We start from the raw sequence: 22,817 nt of genomic DNA, 5'->3' as shown, positions 1-22,817 counted from the left end.
TTGTTCCCCCTAGACCCTAATTGAAAGGGCCGCCAACGATGTGGCGGCCCATCAAGTGAGTTCCTTGATTTATTCGGCGATCAAGTTGGCGGGAATATCCAGCCCCATCTCAGTGTAGTAACGCGCCGCACCGGGGTGCAAAGGCGCTGGCAGACCAGCCATCGCTTTTTCGAGGGCCATTGCCTTGGTCGCGGGATGGATCGACTGCAAGAACGGCAGGTTTTCGTACATCGTTTTTGTGAGCAAATAGACGTGCTCTTCGTCCACGCTTGCGTTCACTGCCAAAAAGTTCGGCTGAGCGATCGTATTAATGTCCTTAGCCTGACCGGGGTATGTTCCGGCAGAAATTGTGTAAGGCACCCAAAGATTGCGACCATCGTCCATTGCCGCGCCTTCTTCGGCAGTGACATCAAGGATTGTGAATTTGCCTTCGTTGGAGGCCATCAGCTTGGTGATTGCGCCTGTGGGCGGGCCTGATGGGATACCGGCAGCAACGGCTTGGCCGTTTGCCAACGCATCTGCGGTTGGGCCGTAGCCTGCGCTCACAAGCGAAAAGTCTTCTAGCGTAAGGCCCAGACCAGACAACAGGACTTTGTTAGACCCCATTGTACCGGAGTTCTCTTTGCCCATGCCGACGGGCATACCTTTGAGCGCAACAAGGTCCGTCACGGTACCTGTCACTGCTTTGTCGGATGGAACAACGAATTGTTCGACGTTCTGCCACAGCATGGTGATTGAACGCAGGTTGGTCTGCGGCTCGCTCACCGGGCCAGTTCCAGTAATGGCATAAGAACCATAAAGACCCTGAAGAATTGCAAAATCAGCGGTGCCTGCGGACAAAGCCTGCACATTCGCGCCAGACCCTGCCGAGTTAACGGCTGTCAGCGAAAAATTTTGCTTTGGCAACAGCTTGATTTTCGAAAGAGTCGAAATCGCTGTGCCTACGGGATGGTATGTTCCCCCGGTGGACGCTGTGTTCAGCACATAGTCAGCGCTGTCAGCCTGTGCGCCTGTAGATGCAACAAGACTTGCACCCAAAACGAGCGCTTTCAACATTTTCATAGGTCTTCCTCCCAAGATTCATGGCACCGATGGGGCCTGAATGCTTGATAGAGGGCTGGCAGGTTGACCGATCTGAAGAAATATTCAGAGTCGCATAAAAAAGGTCTGCGGATTTCCGCAGTTAGCTTTTGTTGCTGAGCAAAGCATCTTTATCCAGCCCCAGTTTTACAACTTTTTCATTCAATGTGCGCCGCCCGATCCCGAGTGAAGCCGCAACGTCCTCCATGCGGCCGTTCTCCAACTGGATTGCCCGCCCGATCAGCTCTCGCTCAAACATGGCGACAGAGTCCCGCAAAGTGGTCGGAAATGCCTGAGGCGTAGCTTGATTGGCGATTGCGAGGCGAATAGACCCGCCACCGCGGCGTTCCGCGAGAACGCGCCGTTCAGCAACGCTTTGCAATTCGCGCACATTCCCCGGCCAATCGTGAGCCATCAGCGCAGAAAGATCGTCATTGCTAAGACTGGGCGCAGCAACCTCGTAAAGCTGGCTGAAACGGGCGATATAGTGGCGTGTCAGCAACAATACATCCTCCCCCCGGTCCGCCAAATCAGGCAGCTCGATTGTCAGCGTGTTTAGGCGAAACAACAAGTCGCCGCGAAACGTCTGGTCCTTGACCCGTTGTTCAATTTGAGCCGACGCCGCACTTATCACCCGCAGCTCGACCGATTGGATTTCGGCCTCTCCGATGCGTTGAAATTTCTTGGTTTCTATTGTTCGAAGGAACTTTGCCTGTGTTTCAAGTGGCATCGAACTGAGTTCATCTAGAAACAATGTGCCACCGCCTGCTTGGCTCATCAATCCACGGGGGTTTTCACTATTGCCAAACACGGTCTCTTCAAATCGTTCTGGTGGGATTGCAGCACAATTGGCCGCGACAAAAGGTGCGGACGGATCGGCGCTAAGGTCATGCAGCGCCCGCGCCACCAGCTCTTTGCCAGTTCCGGTCCGGCCGAGAATAAGGACGTTCGCACGGCTGTTGGCAAAATCGAATATCAGATCTCGGACCACGCCGATCTGATCGCAATTCCCGATCAAAATGCGTTCAAGGTCAGTAAGTTCCGCCAATCTATCTTGCAACGCTACAGTGCTGTCTTCCAGCCTTTTTAACCGAATAGCATTTTTGAGAATACCCAAAAGCCGGCGGGGATCGAACGGTTTTTCAACGAAACTGTAAGCCCCATCTTGCAAGGCCGTGACCGCCATTGGAATGTCGCCGTGAGCAGAAATCAAGATAACGGGAATGCGACAAATTTCGCGGGCTCTGACAAGAAATTCCAGTCCGTCCATTTCAGGCATGCGTACGTCGCTGATAATGACATCAAGGTCAGAGCTTTGAATTGCCGCCAATCCATCAAGGGCGTTGCTTACAACAACCACTTCGTATTTGGCACTTTCCAACAAATGCGCAAGCGAAACACGCATTTCACGGTCATCATCGACAATGAGAACTCTGGGGAGGGTCAAGCTGCATCTCCGCTTCTGGAAAGGGGCAAAGTCACGACGAATTCCGCACCTATTTCCGGGTTTCCGAGCGCAAGAGTTCCGCCGTGATCCTTGATGATTTCCGTTGTGATCGCAAGGCCCAAGCCCATTCCGACCCCGGAGGGTTTCGTACTAAAAAACGGCTCTTGAAGATCAGCAAGCGTCGCACTCGCAAGGCCGGGGCCGTTGTCTGCAACGCTGATCATAACGTTTTTTTCATCTTGCGTCACATTGATAGCAATCTGTGGCGCGGCTACATTTGCGACAGCATGGATTGCGTTCTTGAACAGATTGGTAAAGGCCTGCTCTAACTGAACCTGACGCGCGTTGACTTCTATTTGCGGGAACGGATTTCCCCGCGTCACAGTGATTCCTGCGGTTTGAATTTCAGTCTTTAGCAACCCTTCAGCTTCCTCCAAAATCGTCAGCAGTTTCACGTCGGTTTTCTCGTCTGCGCGCGCGCGGGCAAAATAGCGGAACTGACCGGTAATCGATTCCATTCGATTCACAAGATTATTGAGGTTCGCCAGCGTTTTGGGAGAGCTGATTTCATTGCCAATTTCAGCTGCGGTCAAATGGTTGCGAAAAGCGCTGATCGGCTGCCCCAACTCATGCGTGACAGAAGCTGCCAAGTGCCCCAATGCAGCCAGCTTGCCACTGCGTGCCAACTCTGCTTGCGCCAGTTCCAACCTTTCGTTTGCTTCGGTCAACTCTCCACTGCGCAGCTCGGATGCAGCCAAAGCCACCTCTATCCGACGCGACCGAAGGAAGGTCGCAAAACCGACTAAACATGTGATGATACTCCCGAAAATCGCCGTAGCCAAAAGCGTTTTGCGCAAAATTGCTTTTTCGGGCTGCAAATACAAAACTGTCCATTCCCGCCAATCCGCGGTGCCTGATGCAATCAGGAAATCATTTCCATCAAGAGTTACTCGGTTTGGGTCGATCTCGCTCCAATCCAAGGGTTCAAGCGTCAAGGCACCGAATTGGCGGCTTTCCAGAATGGCATTGCGCTCGTCAGGGCCAAGCTGGTTGATCGGGCGATACAACCACTTTGGGTTCGAGGCCAGAACAACAATACCGTCCTTGTTGATTGCAATGACCGTTTCCTTGCTGCTTTCCCATGATCGCTGCAATTTGCTCACATCCAACTTGATGGCAGCGACGCCTTTATGTGTACCGTTTGCGAAAATCACCGGCTCTGCCACAAAGTATCCGGGCCTTCCCGAAGTAGCCCCAATCGCAAAGTAGTCGCTGCGTTGGCCTTGTAGAGCGTCTTGAAAATAGGGGCGAAACCCATAATTTTGCCCCAAGAACGTATGCAGTTCATCCGAGTTGGAGGCAGCAAGAACAAGCCCGCTGGAATCCATCAGATATATTGCCTCCAGGTTCGCCTGTTCAGCCAAAGATCGCAGCCGCCCATTGGTTTTCGGATCAACTGAGCTCGGATCCAGTTCGTCAGAATAACGCGGATCTTGTGCAAGAATAAAAGGTAGGTGCTGATGCTGCAAAAGGGCCTCGTTGAGAGAGCGCAAGTAGAGAACCAAACGTACCGATGCGGTCTGAAGTTCAAGCCGCTCAAAGTATCGCTGCGCCCCAAAGAACGTGGCTGCTGTCGCCAACAACACAGTGACAAGCAAAACGCCCAAAATGCTCTTGCGCATTTTTCCTGCGATATGATCGATATTTGCTTCTGCCGCCATTTTGGCCTCCAATGGCTGCACAATGATGCAGATTGGTGACCACTGTAAATGGGTGCATGACGGCCATGGAATAGGGGGTTGCGGAAATCCGCAGAGGGCGCGGAAATGTCTATGCAGGACAGTTGCGCTTCGCGAGGTGGACACAGGTGGACACCACTGAAAAGGCCAACAGAACCAAGTTCAAAGGTGCCTTCTATGGTATCAGAATGAGCGCTACATGCCTGCGAACTTGACGCAACCGCGCACGACCTTGGCCCAACCCGGAAAAAATGATTTTCCCGGGGTTCTCTTGGGGTCCTCTTGGGCTCATTCAAGGCGGATTGAATTAAATCCAGAACGCGGGTTGCACAGTTGCATCCCGCAGCCCGCCGGGCGTTGCAACCTGCAACTCCGTTCCCTCATCCCAATGCGTCATACGCACCATTCCGATCGCAACGTTGGTGTCAAAATCCGGGGACCAAGCAGCCGATGAGATCCTGCCGACCTTTTTGCCCTTTGAAAGAACCGGCCAAAAACTATCGCAAGGCGGAACCGCGTCCCCTTCGATCGAGATCGGCCGGATTTGCTGAACCGGCCCCTCTTTGGCCACGCGCAACAAAGCATCACGCCCAACGCACCCAATCGCGGTTTTGGTGTTGCAGAACCTGCCCAAGCCACATTCGTGCGGTGTGTTATCGTCGGTCATATCATTTCCGTAGGACAATAACCCCCCTTCGATCCGTTCGATCAGGTTGGGGCAGCCCGCATGGACATCCATGCGTTTGCCAGCCTCGATCAGCGCATTCCAAAGAGGCATGCCAATGTCCGAACCTTCAACATAGATCTCAAAACCGCCCTGTTTCGAATAGCCTGACCGGGCAACCACAAGGCTGCGTCCCTGAAATTCGAAATAACCGAAGCGGAAGAAGCGGATATTGCGCACGCCATCACCAAACACGGCCGCCATCAGATCGTCGGCCCGGGGCCCTTGAACCGCAAGGGGAGAGACGTCCGGCTCATCTACCAGAACGTCGAGCCGCCCCCCATAGGCCAGCCCTTTGACCCAATACAACAAATCGCTGTCCGCAATGGAAATCCACCACCGGTCATCGGCCAACTTCACGGCGACAGGGTCGTTCAGCATGCCGCCGGTTTCATCGACGATGGGCACATAGTAGCACTGCCCTGGAAGCATCGAGCGCAGGTCACGCGGGGTCAGATGCTGCATCAGCCGCCCCGCATCCGGGCCGCGAAGTTCGATTTGGCGTTCACAAGAGACATCCCAAACCTGAACCGCCTCTTTCAGATGCCGATAATCTTCGCGGATTGACCGGAACACCGTTGGCAGCAACATGTGATTGTAAACGGTATAGGATTTGACTCCAAAATTTTCGACACCTTGCGAAAACGGGGTACGGCGCAATCTGCGTGAAAGAGATAGTTGTGTCATTCAGGAGCTCATTTTTGTCGCGCTTTCGCGAAGGTGGCGTTTCTGGGTTTTCTGGTCGAGAAGTGGGATTAATCTTCAAAAACAGTGATTTTCTGGATTTTGCGCCCCAACCGGCCGTCTATGACCGCAAAATACGGGGGCGTTCACGGTCGGGGATCGTCAATTTGGTTTCAGCCAGTTCCAAACCCAGTTTCGGCCGCATGCCGGAAATCGAGCGTGTTGTAGACAGTGCGTGCCGAGGTCAGCGCAAAGGACCCCGTGACCAGCTCAGGCCGGTTGCCATTTTGAATGGTAGCCGTGCCGCCGATTCTATTCAGACCGACCCCGACGGGTCGAATGCGCCCGCAAAGATCCGCTCTGTTCAACACCGACACGACCACGTAATCGGGCCCATTCAGGTACATTTGTTCGTAGTGTTCATGCATGGCCGCTCCTCCCAAAAAGACCAGTGCGGGGAATGTCGGATCAGGTTCAGAGATTCCGATAAAACCCAGAGGGATGGGCAGATCTGGAAGACCTTTGACCTGCTTTTGCAAGGAGCGGCCCTGCCTCTCTTGAATGGGCGTGACCCGCCAAAAATGTGTAGTAGATGTGTGCGGGCACGTCAGATCTCGCTGTTTGAAATTGCATCTCATCCAAACCTTTAAATCGAAATCCAAGGCTATAATATGCAGAAAAAAATTATGCACAGGATTGAAAAATTCGATGGGATCAGACCTGCCAACTCTCAAGGGGCTTAGGGCATTCGAAGAAGCCTATCGCCTGCGTAGTTTCACGGCTGCAGCGGCATCTCTGAATGTGCAGCAGCCTGCTATAAGTTATCAAATCAAATGCTTAGAGGAAGATTTGGGGGTCATCCTCTTTGACAGAAAGAATGGACGCCCCAAGCCTACCCCAAAGGCACACGAGCTGTTCGAAACGCTTTCTCAGGCGTTTGACGCAATCCGGGAGACATCGAATCAACTGAGGAGCAGTTCGCCCTCGTCAAGTTTCACCATCGTGACCTATCCCGGCATTGGCACCTATTGGCTCTCCAATCGGCTGCCATTCTTGTCAGAAGATCTGAACCGCAGCGTTAAACTTGTCACACTCAAACGAGACGAGGATCTTTGGCAGGAGAGTGCTGACTGCTGGATCGCCTTTGGGCACGGTCATTGGCCCGGAAAAGACGCACGATTGCTCTTCAAGGAAGAGGTTTGCCCGGTGGCTGCACCAGAGCTCGCCGCGCAAATCTTTGACAGTCATCTTAGCATTGGAACTGAAACAACCAAGATCATTGAACTAGATGATCCAGAGAAACGATGGCTGGGTTGGGACGCTTGGTTCCAAAAGCGAGTTAAGGTGGCGCAAACGAGCAACAAGAGGATCGTTGTCAATGATCACGGGTTGGCGATGCACATGACGCTGGCTGGCAGTGGTGTCGCCCTTGCTTGGTTGGGGGTGGTGGACGACTTGCTGTCCGGTGGCAGCCTTGTCAGGCTGTCAACCCAGACCCTCACATCCGATGCCGGCTACTGGCTGGTCGGAGAAAGGGGTTTCTTTGACACCACCCGCGGAAACACGGTGCTGGAATCGCTTGTTCCCGGCGCTCATCTTGACGTGGCTGCCATCGATGTTTGTGACCCCGAATAGTTTTTTTGGCTGACAGCATAGTGAAAGAACCGCCCCCAGAGAAACCTGCGCCTGATGCCGTGTTGAAGAACGCTGGTCATCTATCACGAGATCACGCCCGGATGACCGACTGTGACATTCCAAGCAACCTTGCTGTTTTGGCGCGCCGCCACAGTGCAGCGATGGGCCGCGCATTCTGGCCTTTTGCAACGCCTTGGATCGGGTCGATGTTTCGCCCCCCTCTTGGCCTGAGCAGCCGCAGTGCCTAAGTGCAACGCATTGGAGACCAACATGCAGCATTTTTCACTTCTCGACCTATCACCAATCCCCGAAGGTAAAACCGCCGCTGATGCCTTGGCGAACTCGGTAGAGCTGGCCCGTGCTGCGGAAGGTTTCGGGTATCACCGCTATTGGTTGGCGGAACACCATAACATGCCCGGTATCGCCAGTGCCGCGACGGCGGTGGTGATTGGTCACATTGCTGCGGCAACCAAAACCATGCGTGTTGGTGCCGGGGGCATCATGCTGCCAAATCATGCACCGCTTGTGATTGCAGAGCAATTTGGAACACTTGCAACCCTTTACCCGGACCGGATCGATTTGGGGCTGGGCCGCGCCCCCGGAACCGACATGGCAACGGCACGCGCTTTGCGTCGCAATATGGTTCCCGAAGACAGTTTTCCCCAAGATGTGCTGGAATTGATCGGTTACCTCGGGGACGTTCCGGCAAACGCCCGGGTACAAGCCATTCCTGGCGCGGGAACCAACGTCCCTATCTGGATTCTTGGGTCCAGCTTGTATGGTGCGCAATTGGCGGCCCAATTGGGATTGCCCTATGCCTTCGCTTCACATTTTGCACCTGCCATGTTGGACCAAGCCCTTGAGGTCTATCGACGTAGATTTCGACCATCGGCTTGGCTGGAAAAGCCACATGTAATGCTGGCTGCCGGGGTTTGTGCCGCAGAAACGGACGCTGAAGCAGCTTTCCTGCGGTCCTCTCAAATACGCGCTTTTGCGCGGCTTAGGACTGGCACACCGGGTAAGTTGCCAATGCCGAGCCACGACATCGAACAAGACGTTCCTCTTGCGGTAATGGCCCAAGTGAAGCAGGCATTGTCGTGTTCTGCGACAGGTTCACCCGGTACGGTCAAACAGCAACTTGGTGACTTGATCCAAAGGTATCAGCCAGACGAGCTGATGGTGACCGGAATGATCCACGACCCGTCTGCTCGAATTCGGTCTTTCGAAATCGCCGCAGATGCGCTGAATGCATTGTGCAAAGCGCCGGTTGCGGTATAATTTTCATCCTTTGCTCAATGCACATTGGCAATGGCTCGGACCGCTCTGTAGGCTGTAAAAGGTAGGATTTACCCGGAGCAGTGGATCGTAAGATGCTCACATACCGTCCAGCGATCCAGCAGTTTTGTTAAGTTACAGGTGCTGAAATTTATACTTTGTTGTGTCCTGCCAAACTGGCCGCCGGACCGCGAATCCCGCAACCATCCCTTCAGCCAGAATGCGGCGACCGCCCTGTCAAAGGTCAAAGCGATTTTTGCTGCATTTGCACCGGGGGGGCCGCCCAGTTCTACGGATCGTCAGTTCTCAAGAAAGTCATAGGCGTCGAGGATTGTGCCAGCCAGCCCGTCAAAGAAATGCGGCGGCGTCACGTCGACCAAACCGGCCACCGCGTCGCCCTCTTTGACGGCTTCATCCGAGACGTGTTTTACCACGAACAGCGTGCTTTTGTTGCCTAGCAGTTCGCGGTGACTCGCCCCGGTTCCGTGCTTGAGAACATTGATCGCCAAGTAGTGCTGGTGGAGCCTATCGGCGAGATCGGGTTCTCCGGCTTCCAACAGGGCTGCTTTGACTTTGCGTGACAGCGGCCCGCGCTTGAAATGGCGCTGCATACGCGCTTCGAACACTGTGAAAATATCCACGGCGGCCAACTCAATCGCGACCGTGTGCTCCGTCATTTCTTTGCTCTGCGCGTCGGTCAATGGTTGACCATCCGCATCGTTCAAAATCTCTGACATCCGATCATAGGACGACTTGGCCGTATCTTGCGCTGCGCGCACCAAGTTCGGTAGGCTCTGTGAAACTGCCATTGTTCGTCCTCCTAGGGTTATCTTCCCTTAAGCTATATGGCTGGGAATAACAGGGGAATTGGAAGCGGATGTAAAACTGATCGTATCGGAGCGGCCGATACATTGCCACCAGCCGCTTGTTGGCGTCACTGCACCAACCATACGAATTTTGCTTGAGGCTCCGTCAGGACGTCCACAACGTCCCCCCAATGCCGCGCGCAAAACCGTTTTGGAAAAGCGCATTCATATAAGCCGATGAAAAGCGGTCGGATGGATCATAGATCACTCCGGAATCCGGATCGACAGAGGCAACAGACAGGTCAATTCTGTTGGCGCGGGCGAATAGCCTCGTCGCATTGACCTCTGCCAGTGCGTTGGCCCTGACGCTTGTCGTCAAGGCATGCTGTGATATTGCCAAAGCCGATCTTGATACCTTTGTTGGAGCCGGCTCGAGCGTGTTGTTGATCAAAAGATACAAGCTACCTTCGGGCAATTTGTGATGTTTGGAGGTGTAGGCGAATTGCGGTATCGCCAAAAACTGCATGTGGACGCCGCCATCCAAATGGGTTTCGGTATAGGTTGTATCGCCAATCTTGTATGTCAGGGTGACAGGTGAAAACAAACCGGGCAGCGCTGCCGAAGCGCGCAATAACGCCCGAAACAAGTCATATTGGCCAGATTGCGCAATTTCGCCCATGTTCCAAACCACCGCACGCGACCGATCAAGGTCTGAGGTCACGACAAACAACCGGCCGCCCGCTGCGTGACGTGCAGCGATGGCCCGAAGGACGGCTGGCGGTGTGAAATCCTTGATGAGCCCGGCAAGTGGCGTTGTGTCGTAAATTGCGTCGCCGAGCGGCGCTTTGAAAACCCGCAACTGCATGATGTCCTTGGCGTCGTATTGGGTAAAGATGCGGCGCAAGGCGTCATCCTGTGCGGGGCCCAGAAACGCGAATGGGGCAATAAGCGCCCCCGTGGAAATGCCCGTGACCATGTCAAATTCGGGCCGGTTTCCGGAGGCTGTCCATCCGGCAAGGGCACCAGCTCCAAAAGCGCCGTCTTCACCGCCCCCGGATAGCGCCAGAGCAGAAATTCCGGTCTTGGCTTCTAGCGGATGCAGGTGTCGTGACCACTGCTTTGAACTTGCATTGGCCAAAAGGCGAAAGCGCGACAGAGGGTCCGTCTCCGTCATGGACCTTGTCGACCAAGATATTGCAGACGGATCCGCACAGGCCGAAAGACTGGCCGCTGCAAGTCCGGTCAAAACCGCTCTGCGTGATACGTTAGGGGGCGATATTGTCGCTTGGGTCACAAGGTATCCTGTCTTCTTGCAGCGGTTTTCTCGCCGTCTTCGAGGGGCGCGCCCGTGGCTGAACTAGGAAACCGCGGACGCCTTTTGCTCTTTACGGACCGGGAGGAGCAGGCAGTACAGCGCACAGGGCGTACTCGTTGATGCCAAGGTGATGGGCTGCGACGGCAAAATCGAAACAACCAGAGCCAGACGCTTGCTACATCTGCATCAACGCGTTTGTTGACATACCCAGCGATGTCGCCGCGCGATCAAAGCCGGGCCGCACTTGGCCTGACTGGCTATCGACAGGACGCGAAGGTCCATTGCGCCCGTCCAGACCTGCGCGCGTGGCCCCGATACCGGCGGTGGCTGTGGTTGAGAAGTTGTCAACTGCCCGTACACCAACAAGGCAGGGCGGCAGATTTGTGGCGGACTGCGATTTTATAGCAGCTCGTGGCCGTGCCATCGTTCAACCTGCATTCAACTGTTTGGGGTTTCTGGACAAAGGCAGTGGTAGAAAACTCCGCCAGATCGGGATGGGCCAGCTTCGTGGGTAATTATTCATTGGATTCGTCCTTAACCGGCCGAGCCTGCGCGGAATTTGGACCCCGCACAGTCATAACCCCATTCAGATCCGCACGGAGCGGGGCCGGAGCACGGCACCCCCAAAGCGAGCCTAGAGGTGTCAGCCCCGGTTTTGCGGCCTATCGGCGGGTGTGCAGGCCAGCGGAACGTTTGCTTCGGGGGCGCTACAAGTTCCCGGAATTTTCTGACCGTCGCGGCCTATAAAACCACAGGCACTGCCCGATGACTGTTCGGCGCAGGCCTCCATCGCTTCGCGCGGCGGGCGGCCGGCCCCATTTCCACCGCCGCGAGGGGCTGATTGCTGGGCGAGGATTGTGGCCGTGCTACCAGCATCAAAGACCGTCTCGGCATGGGCTGCTGATATGCCAATGGCGGCCGTAAAAATCGCCGGTGCCAAGAATACTACTGCGATTTTTACAGTTGGGCGGATACGCGACACCGTGGAATAGAAAACCGGAACCGGCTTGGCTTTAATGCATGTTGCGCTCTTGCGGTGGGCATCTTTAAATAACATCAACGTCTCCTGTCTGGGCAACCTATCGCCCGTTGCAGGAGTGTCTTGCGCTTTCTTTGAGGAGTGGATTTGCAGTAAATATGCAAAGACCGTGCAGATGCGCCAAAAAACTCGGGGCGGCGCATTTTTGCCGCGTGCCTGCGCAAAAGCCTAGCCTTCGTAGGCATAGCCCACGCCATAGACCGACCTGATGGGGTCTTCGGGGCTTACGGCTACTATTTTGCGGCGGATGTTCCGGACATGACTGTCAATCGTGCGATCGAACACTTCGGTGTCATCGGGGAAGGCCAGACCGAGCAATTCGTCGCGCGAAAACACCCGACCAGGACGCGTCACGAGGCTATGCACCAACATGAACTCACGGCGTGTCAAATCCAGCGGATTGCCATCCAATGTGGCCTGCCAGCGCTCCGTGTCGGTTTTCAGTCGCGACGTCTGCGGTTGGCTGCCATCCCGGCCGCGCGCAGTGCGCCGCAAGATCGCCTGCACCCGCGCGACCAGTTCGCGGGGCGAATAGGGTTTACACATATAATCGTCTGCCCCAAGGCTCAGCCCCACAAGGCGGTCAATTTCTTCGACCTTTGCTGTCGTCATGATAATCGGCACGTCAGATGTCCGGCGCACTTCCCGGCAAATGGTCAGACCATCCACACCTGGCAACATCAGATCCAACACCAGCAGATCATGCTGGCCCCTCAAAGCTGTGGGGACGGCCTGCGTTCCTTCGTGCAGAATATCTACCTTCATCCCGTCAGCGATCAGGTAGTCTCGTACAACCTCGGACAAAGCGATTTCGTCTTCGACAATCAAGATACGCGGTGCTGTCATGTTCTCGCCTTTGGTAGGGTCATGGTGATGCGCAGACCGCCCATGTCGGACAACCCTGCCTTGATTGTTCCATCATGGTCTTCGACAATAGCCCGACAGACGGACAAGCCCAAACCCGAACCGCCATAGGCCCGCGACCGAGAGCTTTCGGAGCGATAAAACCGATCGAAAAGTCGTGGCAGATCATCTTGTGGCGGGGCCGGTGGAGTGTCGTTCATTTCGAATTGAACAGCTGTGCCTGCCTCCCACACCTTTACCCGCACATGCCCGCCTTCATTTGTATAGCGCAGCGCATTTTGCAGCAGGTTGTCAATGACCTGACCGATCCGCAGCCCGTCGCAGGCCAAAGGCATCGTCTCAGGTAGATCAAGATCAATGCCGACAAGTTTCGCCGCAAACTGCGGCTGCGCTGATGCGACAGCCTGACGGATGATCGCACTAAAATCTTCGGCGTGAAAAGCGGTCATAAGACCAGCCTCACGGGAATGCGACAGGGTCTTGATGTCCTGTACCAAACGGGACAACCGCATCACTGACGCATGCATCCCAGCCAAGGTCTGGGGATCGGGTTGGCGCACGCCATCTTGGACAGCTTCGATTTGGGCGCGCAGGGTGGCCAAAGGCGTCTGTAATTCGTGGCTGGTATTGGAAATCCACGCGCGCTCTGCCTTGTCTGTCCGCTCCAACGTGTCCGCAAGCGCGTTGTAGTGAGCAATCAACTGGCCAAGTTCGTCCTTACGGTTTTGCGCAATTCGGGCGGTATAGTCGCCTGCCGCCATGGTCTTGGCACCCGTTTCCAACTGTCTGATCGGGATCAGGATGCGGCGCGCAACCAAAAAGGCCGCAACTGCAGACAGTACGATCGCGATAAGGGCAGACAATGCCAACGAGGCGTACTGACGGCGCAAAAAGAAGGCGTCGCTGGTGCCTTCGGACACATCCAGCGCGTTCAGCCTGATGTAACCCAGCAGGCCATCGCCAGTGCAATCTGCTGCGACGCAAATCGCGCGCTGTTCAAACAACCCCGATTGATCGAACGCTCCGGCAATGCGTTCTTTGTCTGGCCCCAGCAACATCAACCGGTCAGCGATCATCGGACCGGCCGGGCCGCCTGGTGGTGGCGGTCCGATCGGTCGGTCCAATGCCGGGAATGGATGCCCAGCAGGCGGGTCAGGATGTCCAAGACCGTCCGGGCCATAGGGGAGATAGGCATGCACGAAATCGTTCCAGATCTTCCGGTCTGAGGCAAGCTCCGGCCAGCCCGATGCGCTTGGATCATGCGCCTGCACCAACGCCCCTTCAAGATCGTCGAACTGCGTCAACTCTCCTCGGAGAAGATATTGCGCAAACCCGTCTCGCATTGATAGCGCAATCAGCAACGCCATGATCGCGATAATCAAGACGGCGGTCGCGGCGATTGCGATAAATATCCGGGCGGCAAGGGATTTTCGAAAAGCATTCATGCGCGTCTTTTTGCACAAAAAAGTGCAGCGAAGGTGCAGAATAAGAGCCGATCCGCGCAAATGCACCCTGCCCCGCCCAACAAGGTTGCTGCGCAAACGACCGGAAAATTGATACCCTAATCCCCTTAACCAATGACACCTTTTGTCAGAAGTATATTTCCATAGAGCCGCCTTTCACCCGTTTGCACCACAGCACTGGCTGTTTTGGCCCGCTCGTAGAACGCAAAACGCTCAAGCGATTGGATGTCGCGCGGCGTGTCCGCCACCTCCTGAATGACCGCTTGGAAATCCGCAACCGCCTCTGGAACCGCGTCTGGCTCCCCCACGACGGCCATACAAATTGCCGGGTCAGCAACTTTGGCATCCAAGGGTAAGAGAGACAACACTGCTCTCAAAATCGCAGTTGCGTCCGAGCCATCCGCCCGAATGCATTTTGGTCCCAACCCTTCGGCGGGGAAATTTGCGTCTACGATTGCAAGACTGTCGCCATGCCCCATTGCGCGCAGGATAAATAGCAAGTCTGGCGATAAAATCGGATCGATATTCAGCAGCATAGAGCACCTTTCTCCCAAATGGGATGGTTTTTAATTCAGCAAACCCCATCGGTATGGCGCAAGCATAGGTCACTGCATAGACTATAGACGCGCTCAGGGTTTTGCGCTCGGTGGTTTTTGGGCGAGCGACGGCATGGAGATATCGATTTGTTGTCCCAAAGCGGAAACAGCCAACTTCAGATGGTCGGCGGTATCTAGGATCGTGTTGCGCAGTACCGTCGCCTCCGACAGCGCAAGTGTGATCGCCGCGACGGGCGTTGCAAGAGGCCGATCCGGCGAAAGCTAACCTGCAACGACAGACCATAGGTTTTGGAGGCGTCCATCTTGGCAATAGCCAGAATTTGATCGCCATCCAGAACACTCAGGTGGTTCGAAACATCAATTCGGTCAAGAAATTGCTTTAAGTACAGGCTCGCTATTTTTTTTGCCAATCGACTGTTCCGCCGAAACGGCCTTATTGACGAAGAACCGCCGCAACAAGGATGATCCCCTTCAAGAGAAGCTGGGTGTTGCTGTTGATATTGTTGAGATGCAAAATACTGCTCAGAAACCCAAAAAACCAGATCTCGAACAAGCGTTCCTACAATTGCACCGCGATCACCCATCAGGCTGGTTCCGCCAATGACGACAGCGGCAATTTCATCTATCTCAAACCCGATACCCGCGTCCGGTTCACCCTGACGAAGCGACGCCACAGAGAAAATACCACAACCGAAACGTGTCGCAGCAAATCGGTCAGGTTTCCGATCGACAGGAAAATGATGTTGCCTTTTTAAGACAAGGGCGAGGTCAGTGCGCCAAAGGCCGGCACGACGTCTGTGATTGAAGCGTTGGTTGCGCTCATGTCTTCAGCGGAAAGTTGACCCGTGATCCGACCTTCGGACAAGAAATTCATCCGGTGCGAGATATAGATCACCGCAACCCCCTGAAATACAAGGTCCCGAAGGGCTTCCTTCAAGATGTCGGGTGCTGTTTGGGACAAGGCAGAGGTTGGTTCGTCCATCAGCAGGGTACGGGCGATTTCCGCCAGCTGCAGTTCGCACACCCGAAAACCCTTGACCAGTTTGTCGACATCCAAAGTAGAGCCGAACCGGACCAACACGATTTTGCTTATTTGCGCAGGCTCTGACGGTCAATGAAAACGGAATTCCACACCAGATCATGTCCGATAGGCATTTGCTTTAATTCACTTCTCCCTCATTGAATTGCTCGACTTCTCAGCGCTTTACCGCAAAGAGAACCCAAATCGCAGGCCATAGACGCCATCAAATCGAGACCAAATTTTAGCTGTTCACGTCCAACAGCGGGTGGTTCTCGAATGCGCGGTTCATAACGCTGATCATAATTTCCCGAAATCTAGCGCTGAGGGGGTTCGCCGCCACCCCGCGACGCCGGACAATGCCAATTTTCCGTTCAGACTGAAATCCTTTGATCTTAAACCATGTCAGGCCAAAATCCTTGTATTCTCCTAAACTGCTGGCAGGTAGCAGGCTCAGCAATTGAGCCTCTCGCACGTAGCGCCCCAGCAATACCGGCACGTTGGTCACCACCTTGAACCGCGGTTTTTGTTCGAGGTTTAGTAGAAAATGCGCCTCAAGGGCAGATCGAGCCAGCTCCCCTCTTTCCGGCACAGCCCATTCCTGATCGCGCAACTGTTCAAAAGAAACTTCTTTTTCAGCAAATGCGTGAGAGTGATGGCACAGGCCCAAGATCGGGTCCGACGCGACAATTGTTGTTTCAAACTCTTCATCGTCAACAAGCCGGTTGGCCATACCAAGGTAGATTTCAATGCGGTTTTCCAAAAGCGCAAGCCGAAGCCCCTCGGCATAATCCGTGATAACCAGATTATCGATGCTCGGAAAATCCTGCTCAAGCTCCAGAAGCGCGGTTTCGACATGCCCGACAAAACCTTGTCCAACACCGATCCGGATGCGCCCTACCGCGCCGGATGCCATTGCTGCCAAATCGCTTTTGGACTGCTTCACGTCCAACAAGATACGTCGCGCGTGATATTCGAGCGCGTGCCCGAACTGGGTCGGCACCAAGCCGCGTGGGTGGCGATCAAACAGTTTGACGCCATACTCGTCTTCCAAGGCCAGAATGCTTTTGGATAGCGCTGGTTGGCTGAGATTAACCATCTGGGCAGCACCAATGAACGAACGCTGCTCCATCGCAGCAATGAAATGCGCATATCGTCTTGTATTGGCCATGCCATCCCATCCTTCGTCCCGGCGACTTTGCCACAAGCTATAACCAAAAGTTTGATAATTGAACAAAAAAGAAGATTGTTAGAAAACCTCTGACATGGGACGTTCTGCGAAATCACGAAACTAGGAGGAGGTGGTGATGAAGCGATTTAGGGGTCAGGGGACACGGCGTTCCGTATTGAAAATGGTGGGCGCCGCGGCGGCCTTCGGATCGGTCATGGGCGCATCCGCTGGTGCAGCAGACACCCATCCACCGGTGAATGTGGTCATCAATCAATCACCTTGGTTGGCGGGGTTTGCTGCCATTGCCGACTACTACGAAGAAGACACCGGCAATCAGGTGACGCTTGACGTCAACCCTTACGCGGGCAGCCTTGAAAAACAACGCAACGCCGTCCGGTCCGCCGAAAGCGAATATGACCTGCTCATCATCAACGGGATTTTTTATCCGGAAATGTATCATGGCGGCTTTCTGGAGCCACTGCAAAACATCCGCGCCGATTTCGATCTGGATTCGCAGGTGTACGAATATGGCGGAACCCCCTGGTTCAATGCCGACACCAAATCGATCGGTAAAGACGCCGGTGACCTTCTGACTGTGCCGGTCAATCCCAACATCACCTTGCTGTTTTATCGCAAGGATATCTACGAAGAGAACGGCTGGTCAGCGCCAACAACATTCGAAGAAATGGCCTCCAACGCGCGGACGTTGCACAACCCCAAAAAATTCTATGGCATCGCTCAACGTGCTGGCCGCGCAACGGTATCGATCACCTGGGATTTCCTGCCTTATATCGAAGGCCACGGCGGATCGTATTTCCGCGATTCCGATGGGGGCGACTACTTTGTCACAATCAACAGCGAAGCCGGCCGCACAGCGCTGGAAACCTATGTCGGGCTGGCCAAGGAACTGGGGCCGGAAAACTCAGCGAACCTGACACAGGGGGATTTGATCCAATTGCTGGTTACTGGCAAGCTGTTGCACACTGTTCTGCCTGCTGCGGCATGGGCACAAATGGACGATCCCAACAAGTCGGCTGTTGTTGGCAAGATTGGCTATGCAACTTTGCCAGCCGCCGAAGGCTTTGCATCCACACCGGCGCTGGGTCACTGGCTTGGCGGCATTCCCAAGAACATTCCGGATGCAAACAAGCAAGCGGCTCTGGCCTTCCTTGATTGGTTCCAGAAACCCGAAACCCAAATCAAATATGCCGAATTGGGCGGGGCTCCGGTCAGCGCGGCAGCCTACGAATCCGACTTCGCCGACCTTCCTGAAAACCGGTATATGCAAGCGATGCGCGTGGCTGCCCCATTGGCCAAAGGCATGTGGACCATTCCCGAAGGGGCCGAACTGGCCTCGGTCATGGAGCTGGGTCTGAACCGTGCGGTTGCTGGCGAAATCAGCGTTGTCGATACCTTGAATGCGATGGCCGCCGATCTTGAAAAAGTTCTGGCCGACGCCGGTTACGAAACCGGTCGCCTCCCCGACCTGAAGTAACTGGCCCGTGCCATGGGGGCGGGCAAAGGTTCGCCCTCCATTTCACTATCCATCCCGGTTTTCCCCGACACATTCGGCTGGCTGCTGTTAGCCTCGCCACTTGATCTACGCGCAAACACAAAACAACGGAGACTCGGCTGTCACATGCCTCACTTCAGCCCGCTTGGAAAATACCTCTCGCTTACGCCCGCAATTTTGTTTTTTGCCGTTCTTGCCCTGCTTCCCGTGATCAATCTGTTTATCACCTCGTTTCAAGAGGTCACATGGCAGGCCGGTGCGAAGGAAACGACATGGGTCGGGTTTAAAAACTTCGCCGCGATGAAAGACGATACGCTGTTCAAAGCCGGTATTGTCAACACGGCCATACTGGTGGTGGTCGCGACAAGCGCGCAGGTCGCCATCGGGCTTGCCCTTGCTCTGGCCTGCTCGAACCTCGGGGAGAAAAGCCGCCCATATCGGGCGCTGCTGATCCTGCCCATCCTTATTCCCGGCATTGTGATTGGCGCGATCTGGCGGCTGATGTACAACGCCGAATTTGGCATCTTCAATCTGGTGCTTGAGAGTATTGGCCTGCCCGGTCATGACTGGCTTGGATCATCTACAACCGCACTTGCCTCAGTCATTGTTGTCGATATCTGGCACTGGACGCCATTTTCCTTTCTGCTGTTGCTGGCCGCGGTAGAATCTCTGCCCAAGGACGTGTCCGAAGCGGCCAAAATCGACGGGGCCACCGCATGGCAAGAGTTTCGCTATGTCACCTTGCCCCTCTTGTATCCCGCGCTCGCCATGACTTTCTTGTTCCGCGCCGTCATTGCATTCAAAGTCTTTGACGAGGTGTTCTTGCTAACATCGGGCGGTCCGGGGACATCGACCGAGGTTATCAGCTTTACGATTTTCCAACGTTTCTTTTTGCAAGACAAGGCAGGTTATGGATCTGCACTTTCGGTTTCGATCATCTTCGTTGTGTCCATCATCATTGTGATAGCCCTGAATGCCAGCCGCAAAAAGGGAGAGGCGCTATGAGCAAGACCCCAAGCCAATTCGCGCAATACCGCCGCACCTCGCTTTATCTGAACGGCTTTTTGCTTCTGGCTGTCTTTGCGACGCTGGCCCCGTTTGTCTACATCGCGCTCTCTTCCTTTAAGACGCAAATCTCGCTCTTGATGGGTGACGTGTGGTTCAGCCCGACCCTTTATAACTATAACGAAGTGCTGTTTGACCGGACCTCGGACTACCTGCAAAATTTCGCCAACAGTGTGCTGGTCACATCCATCAGCACTTTTTTCGTGGTTCTTATCAGCTTCTTTGCCGGCTATTCGTTGTTTCGAATGCGCTGGCCCAATTACGTGGTGAACCTGTTTTTGATCTGGTCCATGGCGTTCAACCTGATCCCGTCGGTGTCTTTGGCCAGTGCATGGTACGGCATGGCCCGCGAAGTCGGTTTGGCCAATGACTATGTCGCGCTGATCCTTGCCCATATCACGCTGCACCTGCCGATGGCGCTTTGGCTACTGGCGTCGTTCTTCCGCGAAATCCCCAAAGAACTGGAAGAGGCTGCTTATATCGACGGGGCGGGGTTTGTGACCCTTGTCCGGCGGGTGATCGCCCCGCTGATGGCACCGGGGTTGGTGGCAACCGCCATCTTGATCTATGTATTCAGCTGGAACGAATTTCCGGTCGCGCTGGCCCTGACCAACAACGAAACCGGAACTGTGCCGGTAGCAATTGCCAAATACGCACAAGAAGAAGAGATCAAATACACCCAAATGGCAGCGGCATCGGTCCTGTCGGCCCTGCCCGCCCTATTCGCCCTGCTGTTCGGACAACGTTTTATCGTGCGCGGCATCACTGCGGGGGCCGTCAAATGAGCGGGCCCCTGACCCATATCGACCTTGATACGGTGCACCAGTTCAGCGCTGGCATCGGCACCTATGCCAGTGCGCGCCTCGTGACATTGTCAGATGGGCGCGAACGCGGGGTCCGCGTGATCGAAATGCGATCAGGCGGCGGTGTGGAAATCGACGTCGCCGTCGATCGGAGCGGCGACATTGGCCGTTTTTCGTTCAACGGGCAAACCCTGTCGTGGCACCCGTCTACAGGCCTGACCGCGCCCGGATTGATGGATCAAGAAGGTGACAACGGTCAGGGTTTCTTACGCGGGTTTGGCGGATTTCTGAACACCTGCGGTCTGGATCATATCCGGCAACCAGATTCCGACAAAGGCGTCACCAGCAATCAGGGCCAGATCGACCAAGTCCACTATCCGCTTCATGGCAAAGGAACATTCCAACCGGGTGTGATCCGGGGCTATGGCCTCGTGGATGATGTCGACGTGCCCTATGTATTCTGCGAGGTCGAATTTTGCCAAGGCATGAGCTTTGTCTCGGCCCTACGCTTGCGCCGCCGGATCGAAATGCCGGTCGGAGCGCAGCATTTCACCATCCGCGATACCGTGCGAAATATCGGGAGCACTCCGGCGACGCATATGCTGCTTTATCACTTCAATCTGGGCTTCCCGTTGATCAGCCCCGGAACCGAAATCGACCTTGGCGGCGATCCATGCATCTGGCGGTCACATGAACATGCACCGACCGCACCGTTCCTGTCACCCGACCCAAGAGCCATAAACGCGATCTCCGTTTTCGATCATGGCAGCGACAAGGGCCGAGTGACCGTCACCAACAGGCTTGATGGGATGGCACTGCAGCTTGAGTACCCATCGGCACAATTGCCCTATTGTCAGGTGCTGAGAATGACCGCGCCCGGCATCTACGGCCTCGGGATTGAACCTTGCACTACCGCGGCGCGTTCTCGGCAAGAGGCACGCGACCGCCAGGAAATGATCATTTTGCACCCGAATGAGCAGCGGCACTATTGCCTGCGGGTGGCACTGACGGAAAACGAGACCTAGAAAAGGCGAGAACCTAATGCGTGTAATTCTTGTTGTTTTTGACTCCCTGAACCGCCGGGCTCTGGAATGCTATGGCGGTACCGAAGTCAGCACCCCCAATTTCAACCGGTTGGCCGACAAGACCGTGACATTTGACAATCACTACGTCGGTAGCTTGCCGTGCATGCCCGCGCGCCGCGATCTGCATACCGGCCGGTTAAGTTTTCTGCACCGCAGCTGGGGGCCTTTGGAACCCTTCGACAATTCGGTGTTTGAAACGCTTCGCAACCAACGGGTCTATTCCCACTTGATCACCGACCATTACCACTACTTCGAGGATGGCGCAGGCAACTATCACACACGCTATGATTCCTATGGTTTTTTCAGGGGTCAGGAAGGCGACAAATGGGTGCCGACGCTCGATCCGCCAATTGAGAAATGGAAGGCACAATACCACGAGAAACAGCAGAACTTCGAACCGGGGTCGCTGCAACTTCAAAACATGGCGAACCGGGAAAAAATTCTCAGCGAAAGCGATTTTTCCTCAACCCAGTGCTTTAGCGAGGCCATTGATTTTGTCGACGCCCATGCAACGTCGGACAACTGGATTTTGCAGTTGGAAACCTTTGACCCGCATGAACCCTTTGTCGCCCCTGCCGGATATCGCAGCGAATACCAGTTGGACGAAGAACCGGTTTTCGACTGGCCACATTATGACCGCTACGTCGATGGTCTGCCGGAAAACCGGTTGTTGCGGGACAACTACAAGGCCTTGCTGCGCCACTGCGATACGCAGTTGGGCCGGTTGCTGGACAAGATGGACTTGCTGAAGATGTGGGACGACACCATGATGATTGTCACGACAGACCATGGGTTTTTGTTGGGCGAGCATGAATGGTGGGCCAAAAACCGGATGCCTTGTTATGACGAGGTCGCACGAATTCCCCTGTTCGTGCATCACCCGGCCCATGCCGGTCAGGCCGGGACGCGCCGCGCTGCACTGACCCAAACCATTGATATTATGCCAACGCTTTTGGACGGTTTTGACCAACCTTGTGATCTTGGCAGTACCGCGCAGTCACTATTGCCGAGTCTCGCGGACCCGAAGGCAAAGCTGCGAGAGACCATTATCTACGGATATTTTGGCGGCGCAGTGAATCTGACCGACGGTCGACACACTTATATGCGCTATCCCGAAAACATGGGCGCGACCAATCTGAATGAATACACGCTGATGCCAGCGCATATGCTGGTCCCATTTTCGCAAAATGAACTACAAGCCGCCTCCTTTTGCGATGACCTCGCGTTTTCAGACGGCTATCCCGTCCTGAAAATTCCAGTGCAAGAAAGTTCCGGCTGGTTTAACTCACACGGTCCCGGGGCGATGGAGGATTGCGAGAGCGTGATTTTTGATCTTGCAGATGACCCGGAACAAAAAAATCCCGTGCGGGATGCCGTACTGGAAGCTTCCCTTGCCGGTGCTATGCATGATCAGATGATCCTAAATAAAGCGCCGGATGAGGCGTTTGTCAGGCTCGGATTTTCGAACGCCCCGACTGGCGACGCTCCAGTCCAAGACACCCACCAGCGCCCTACAGAATTGAACGGATAAAAC

General features: G+C 54.8%; 23 protein-coding genes. 9 read left to right on the top strand and 14 right to left on the bottom strand.

Annotated elements, in window-relative coordinates; genetic code table 11:
• Window positions 1–69 precede the first annotated feature (69 nt).
• From C8N36_RS05735 to C8N36_RS05715, 5 genes are all read right to left on the bottom strand, one after another.
• Entirely contained in the window at window positions 70–1,062 is a 993-nt protein-coding gene (locus C8N36_RS05735; protein ID WP_097805614.1) for a TAXI family TRAP transporter solute-binding subunit, read from the bottom strand.
• Window positions 1,063–1,183: 121 nt separating this feature from the next.
• A complete protein-coding gene (locus tag C8N36_RS05730; protein WP_097805613.1) occupies window positions 1,184–2,527 on the bottom strand; it encodes a sigma-54-dependent transcriptional regulator in 1,344 nt (447 codons plus the stop codon).
• Window positions 2,524–4,248 (bottom strand): sensor histidine kinase, encoded by a 1,725-nt coding sequence (locus C8N36_RS05725; RefSeq protein WP_097805612.1) that lies wholly within the window; start codon window positions 4,246–4,248, stop codon window positions 2,524–2,526. Before C8N36_RS05725 ends, C8N36_RS05730 begins: the two co-directional genes overlap by 4 nt.
• Before the next feature lie 325 nt (window positions 4,249–4,573).
• Window positions 4,574–5,677, bottom strand: a complete 1,104-nt coding sequence (locus C8N36_RS05720; protein ID WP_097805611.1) for a dimethylsulfoniopropionate demethylase — start codon at window positions 5,675–5,677, stop codon at window positions 4,574–4,576.
• Between the two features lie 170 nt (window positions 5,678–5,847).
• Window positions 5,848–6,213 carry a hypothetical protein gene (locus tag C8N36_RS05715; protein ID WP_097805610.1) on the bottom strand — a complete coding sequence of 122 codons (366 nt, stop codon included), beginning with the start codon at window positions 6,211–6,213 and terminating at the stop codon, window positions 5,848–5,850.
• 82 nt (window positions 6,214–6,295) lie between these two features.
• Between C8N36_RS05715 and C8N36_RS05710 the strand changes: the two genes are divergently transcribed.
• Genes C8N36_RS05710 through C8N36_RS05700 form a run of 3 tightly spaced genes read left to right on the top strand, consistent with a single transcriptional unit; the run spans window position 6,296 to window position 8,587 of the window.
• Entirely contained in the window at window positions 6,296–7,309 is a 1,014-nt protein-coding gene (locus C8N36_RS05710) for a LysR family transcriptional regulator (RefSeq protein ID WP_170125815.1), read from the top strand.
• A gap of 20 nt (window positions 7,310–7,329) precedes the next feature.
• Complete coding sequence (locus tag C8N36_RS05705; protein WP_097805608.1) at window positions 7,330–7,557, top strand: hypothetical protein; 228 nt, start codon at window positions 7,330–7,332, stop codon at window positions 7,555–7,557.
• Window positions 7,558–7,579: 22 nt separating this feature from the next.
• Window positions 7,580–8,587: an LLM class flavin-dependent oxidoreductase gene (locus C8N36_RS05700; RefSeq protein WP_097805607.1), complete on the top strand. Its 1,008-nt coding sequence runs from the start codon at window positions 7,580–7,582 to the stop codon at window positions 8,585–8,587.
• 296 nt (window positions 8,588–8,883) lie between these two features.
• Here C8N36_RS05700 and C8N36_RS05695 read toward each other — a convergent pair whose 3' ends face one another.
• Entirely contained in the window at window positions 8,884–9,393 is a 510-nt protein-coding gene (locus C8N36_RS05695; RefSeq protein WP_097805606.1) for a hypothetical protein, read from the bottom strand.
• Between the two features lie 163 nt (window positions 9,394–9,556).
• Window positions 9,557–10,564, bottom strand: a complete 1,008-nt coding sequence (locus tag C8N36_RS05690) for a patatin-like phospholipase family protein (RefSeq protein WP_097805605.1) — start codon at window positions 10,562–10,564, stop codon at window positions 9,557–9,559.
• Between C8N36_RS05690 and C8N36_RS05685 the strand changes: the two genes are divergently transcribed.
• On the top strand, window positions 10,563–10,751 hold the full coding sequence (locus C8N36_RS05685) for a hypothetical protein (protein ID WP_097805604.1): 189 nt from the start codon (window positions 10,563–10,565) through the stop codon (window positions 10,749–10,751). The two genes, C8N36_RS05690 and C8N36_RS05685, sit on opposite strands and share 2 nt — an antisense overlap.
• 129 nt (window positions 10,752–10,880) lie before the next feature.
• Here the strand turns inward: C8N36_RS05685 and C8N36_RS05680 are convergent, their stop codons facing one another.
• From C8N36_RS05680 to C8N36_RS05645, 7 genes are all read right to left on the bottom strand, one after another.
• Window positions 10,881–11,129, bottom strand: coding sequence for a hypothetical protein (locus tag C8N36_RS05680; RefSeq protein ID WP_097805603.1), 249 nt, complete (start codon window positions 11,127–11,129; stop codon window positions 10,881–10,883).
• Window positions 11,130–11,348: 219 nt separating this feature from the next.
• On the bottom strand, window positions 11,349–11,762 hold the full coding sequence (locus C8N36_RS05675; RefSeq protein ID WP_097805602.1) for a hypothetical protein: 414 nt from the start codon (window positions 11,760–11,762) through the stop codon (window positions 11,349–11,351).
• Window positions 11,763–11,912: 150 nt separating this feature from the next.
• A complete protein-coding gene (locus C8N36_RS05670) occupies window positions 11,913–12,590 on the bottom strand; it encodes a response regulator (protein ID WP_097805601.1) in 678 nt (225 codons plus the stop codon).
• Complete coding sequence (locus C8N36_RS05665; protein WP_097805600.1) at window positions 12,587–14,053, bottom strand: ATP-binding protein; 1,467 nt, start codon at window positions 14,051–14,053, stop codon at window positions 12,587–12,589. Before C8N36_RS05665 ends, C8N36_RS05670 begins: the two co-directional genes overlap by 4 nt.
• A 125-nt stretch (window positions 14,054–14,178) precedes the next feature.
• On the bottom strand, window positions 14,179–14,607 hold the full coding sequence (locus tag C8N36_RS05660; RefSeq protein WP_097805599.1) for an RbsD/FucU family protein: 429 nt from the start codon (window positions 14,605–14,607) through the stop codon (window positions 14,179–14,181).
• A 772-nt stretch (window positions 14,608–15,379) separates the two neighbouring features.
• Entirely contained in the window at window positions 15,380–15,709 is a 330-nt protein-coding gene (locus tag C8N36_RS05650; RefSeq protein WP_097805597.1) for a hypothetical protein, read from the bottom strand.
• Window positions 15,710–15,890: 181 nt separating this feature from the next.
• Complete coding sequence (locus tag C8N36_RS05645) at window positions 15,891–16,817, bottom strand: LysR family transcriptional regulator (RefSeq protein ID WP_141468122.1); 927 nt, start codon at window positions 16,815–16,817, stop codon at window positions 15,891–15,893.
• 136 nt (window positions 16,818–16,953) lie between these two features.
• Between C8N36_RS05645 and C8N36_RS05640 the strand changes: the two genes are divergently transcribed.
• The 5 genes from C8N36_RS05640 to C8N36_RS05620 all read left to right on the top strand — a co-directional run bounded on the left by C8N36_RS05640 (window position 16,954) and on the right by C8N36_RS05620 (window position 22,814).
• A complete protein-coding gene (locus tag C8N36_RS05640; RefSeq protein WP_097805595.1) occupies window positions 16,954–18,312 on the top strand; it encodes an extracellular solute-binding protein in 1,359 nt (452 codons plus the stop codon).
• A 144-nt stretch (window positions 18,313–18,456) separates the two neighbouring features.
• Window positions 18,457–19,335 (top strand): carbohydrate ABC transporter permease, encoded by an 879-nt coding sequence (locus tag C8N36_RS05635; RefSeq protein WP_097805594.1) that lies wholly within the window; start codon window positions 18,457–18,459, stop codon window positions 19,333–19,335.
• Window positions 19,332–20,180 carry a carbohydrate ABC transporter permease gene (locus tag C8N36_RS05630; RefSeq protein ID WP_097805593.1) on the top strand — a complete coding sequence of 283 codons (849 nt, stop codon included), beginning with the start codon at window positions 19,332–19,334 and terminating at the stop codon, window positions 20,178–20,180. Before C8N36_RS05635 ends, C8N36_RS05630 begins: the two co-directional genes overlap by 4 nt.
• Entirely contained in the window at window positions 20,177–21,223 is a 1,047-nt protein-coding gene (locus tag C8N36_RS05625; protein WP_097805592.1) for a DUF4432 family protein, read from the top strand. Before C8N36_RS05630 ends, C8N36_RS05625 begins: the two co-directional genes overlap by 4 nt.
• A gap of 16 nt (window positions 21,224–21,239) precedes the next feature.
• Window positions 21,240–22,814, top strand: a complete 1,575-nt coding sequence (locus tag C8N36_RS05620) for a sulfatase (protein WP_097805591.1) — start codon at window positions 21,240–21,242, stop codon at window positions 22,812–22,814.
• Window positions 22,815–22,817: the final 3 nt, after the last annotated feature.

Origin of the sequence: Pelagimonas varians, assembly GCF_003208435.1 — a bacterium.
Lineage (GTDB): Bacteria > Pseudomonadota > Alphaproteobacteria > Rhodobacterales > Rhodobacteraceae > Pelagimonas > Pelagimonas varians.
The sequence above is the reverse complement of the archived record's forward strand: the minus strand, read 5'-3'. Positions and strand labels throughout refer to the sequence as shown.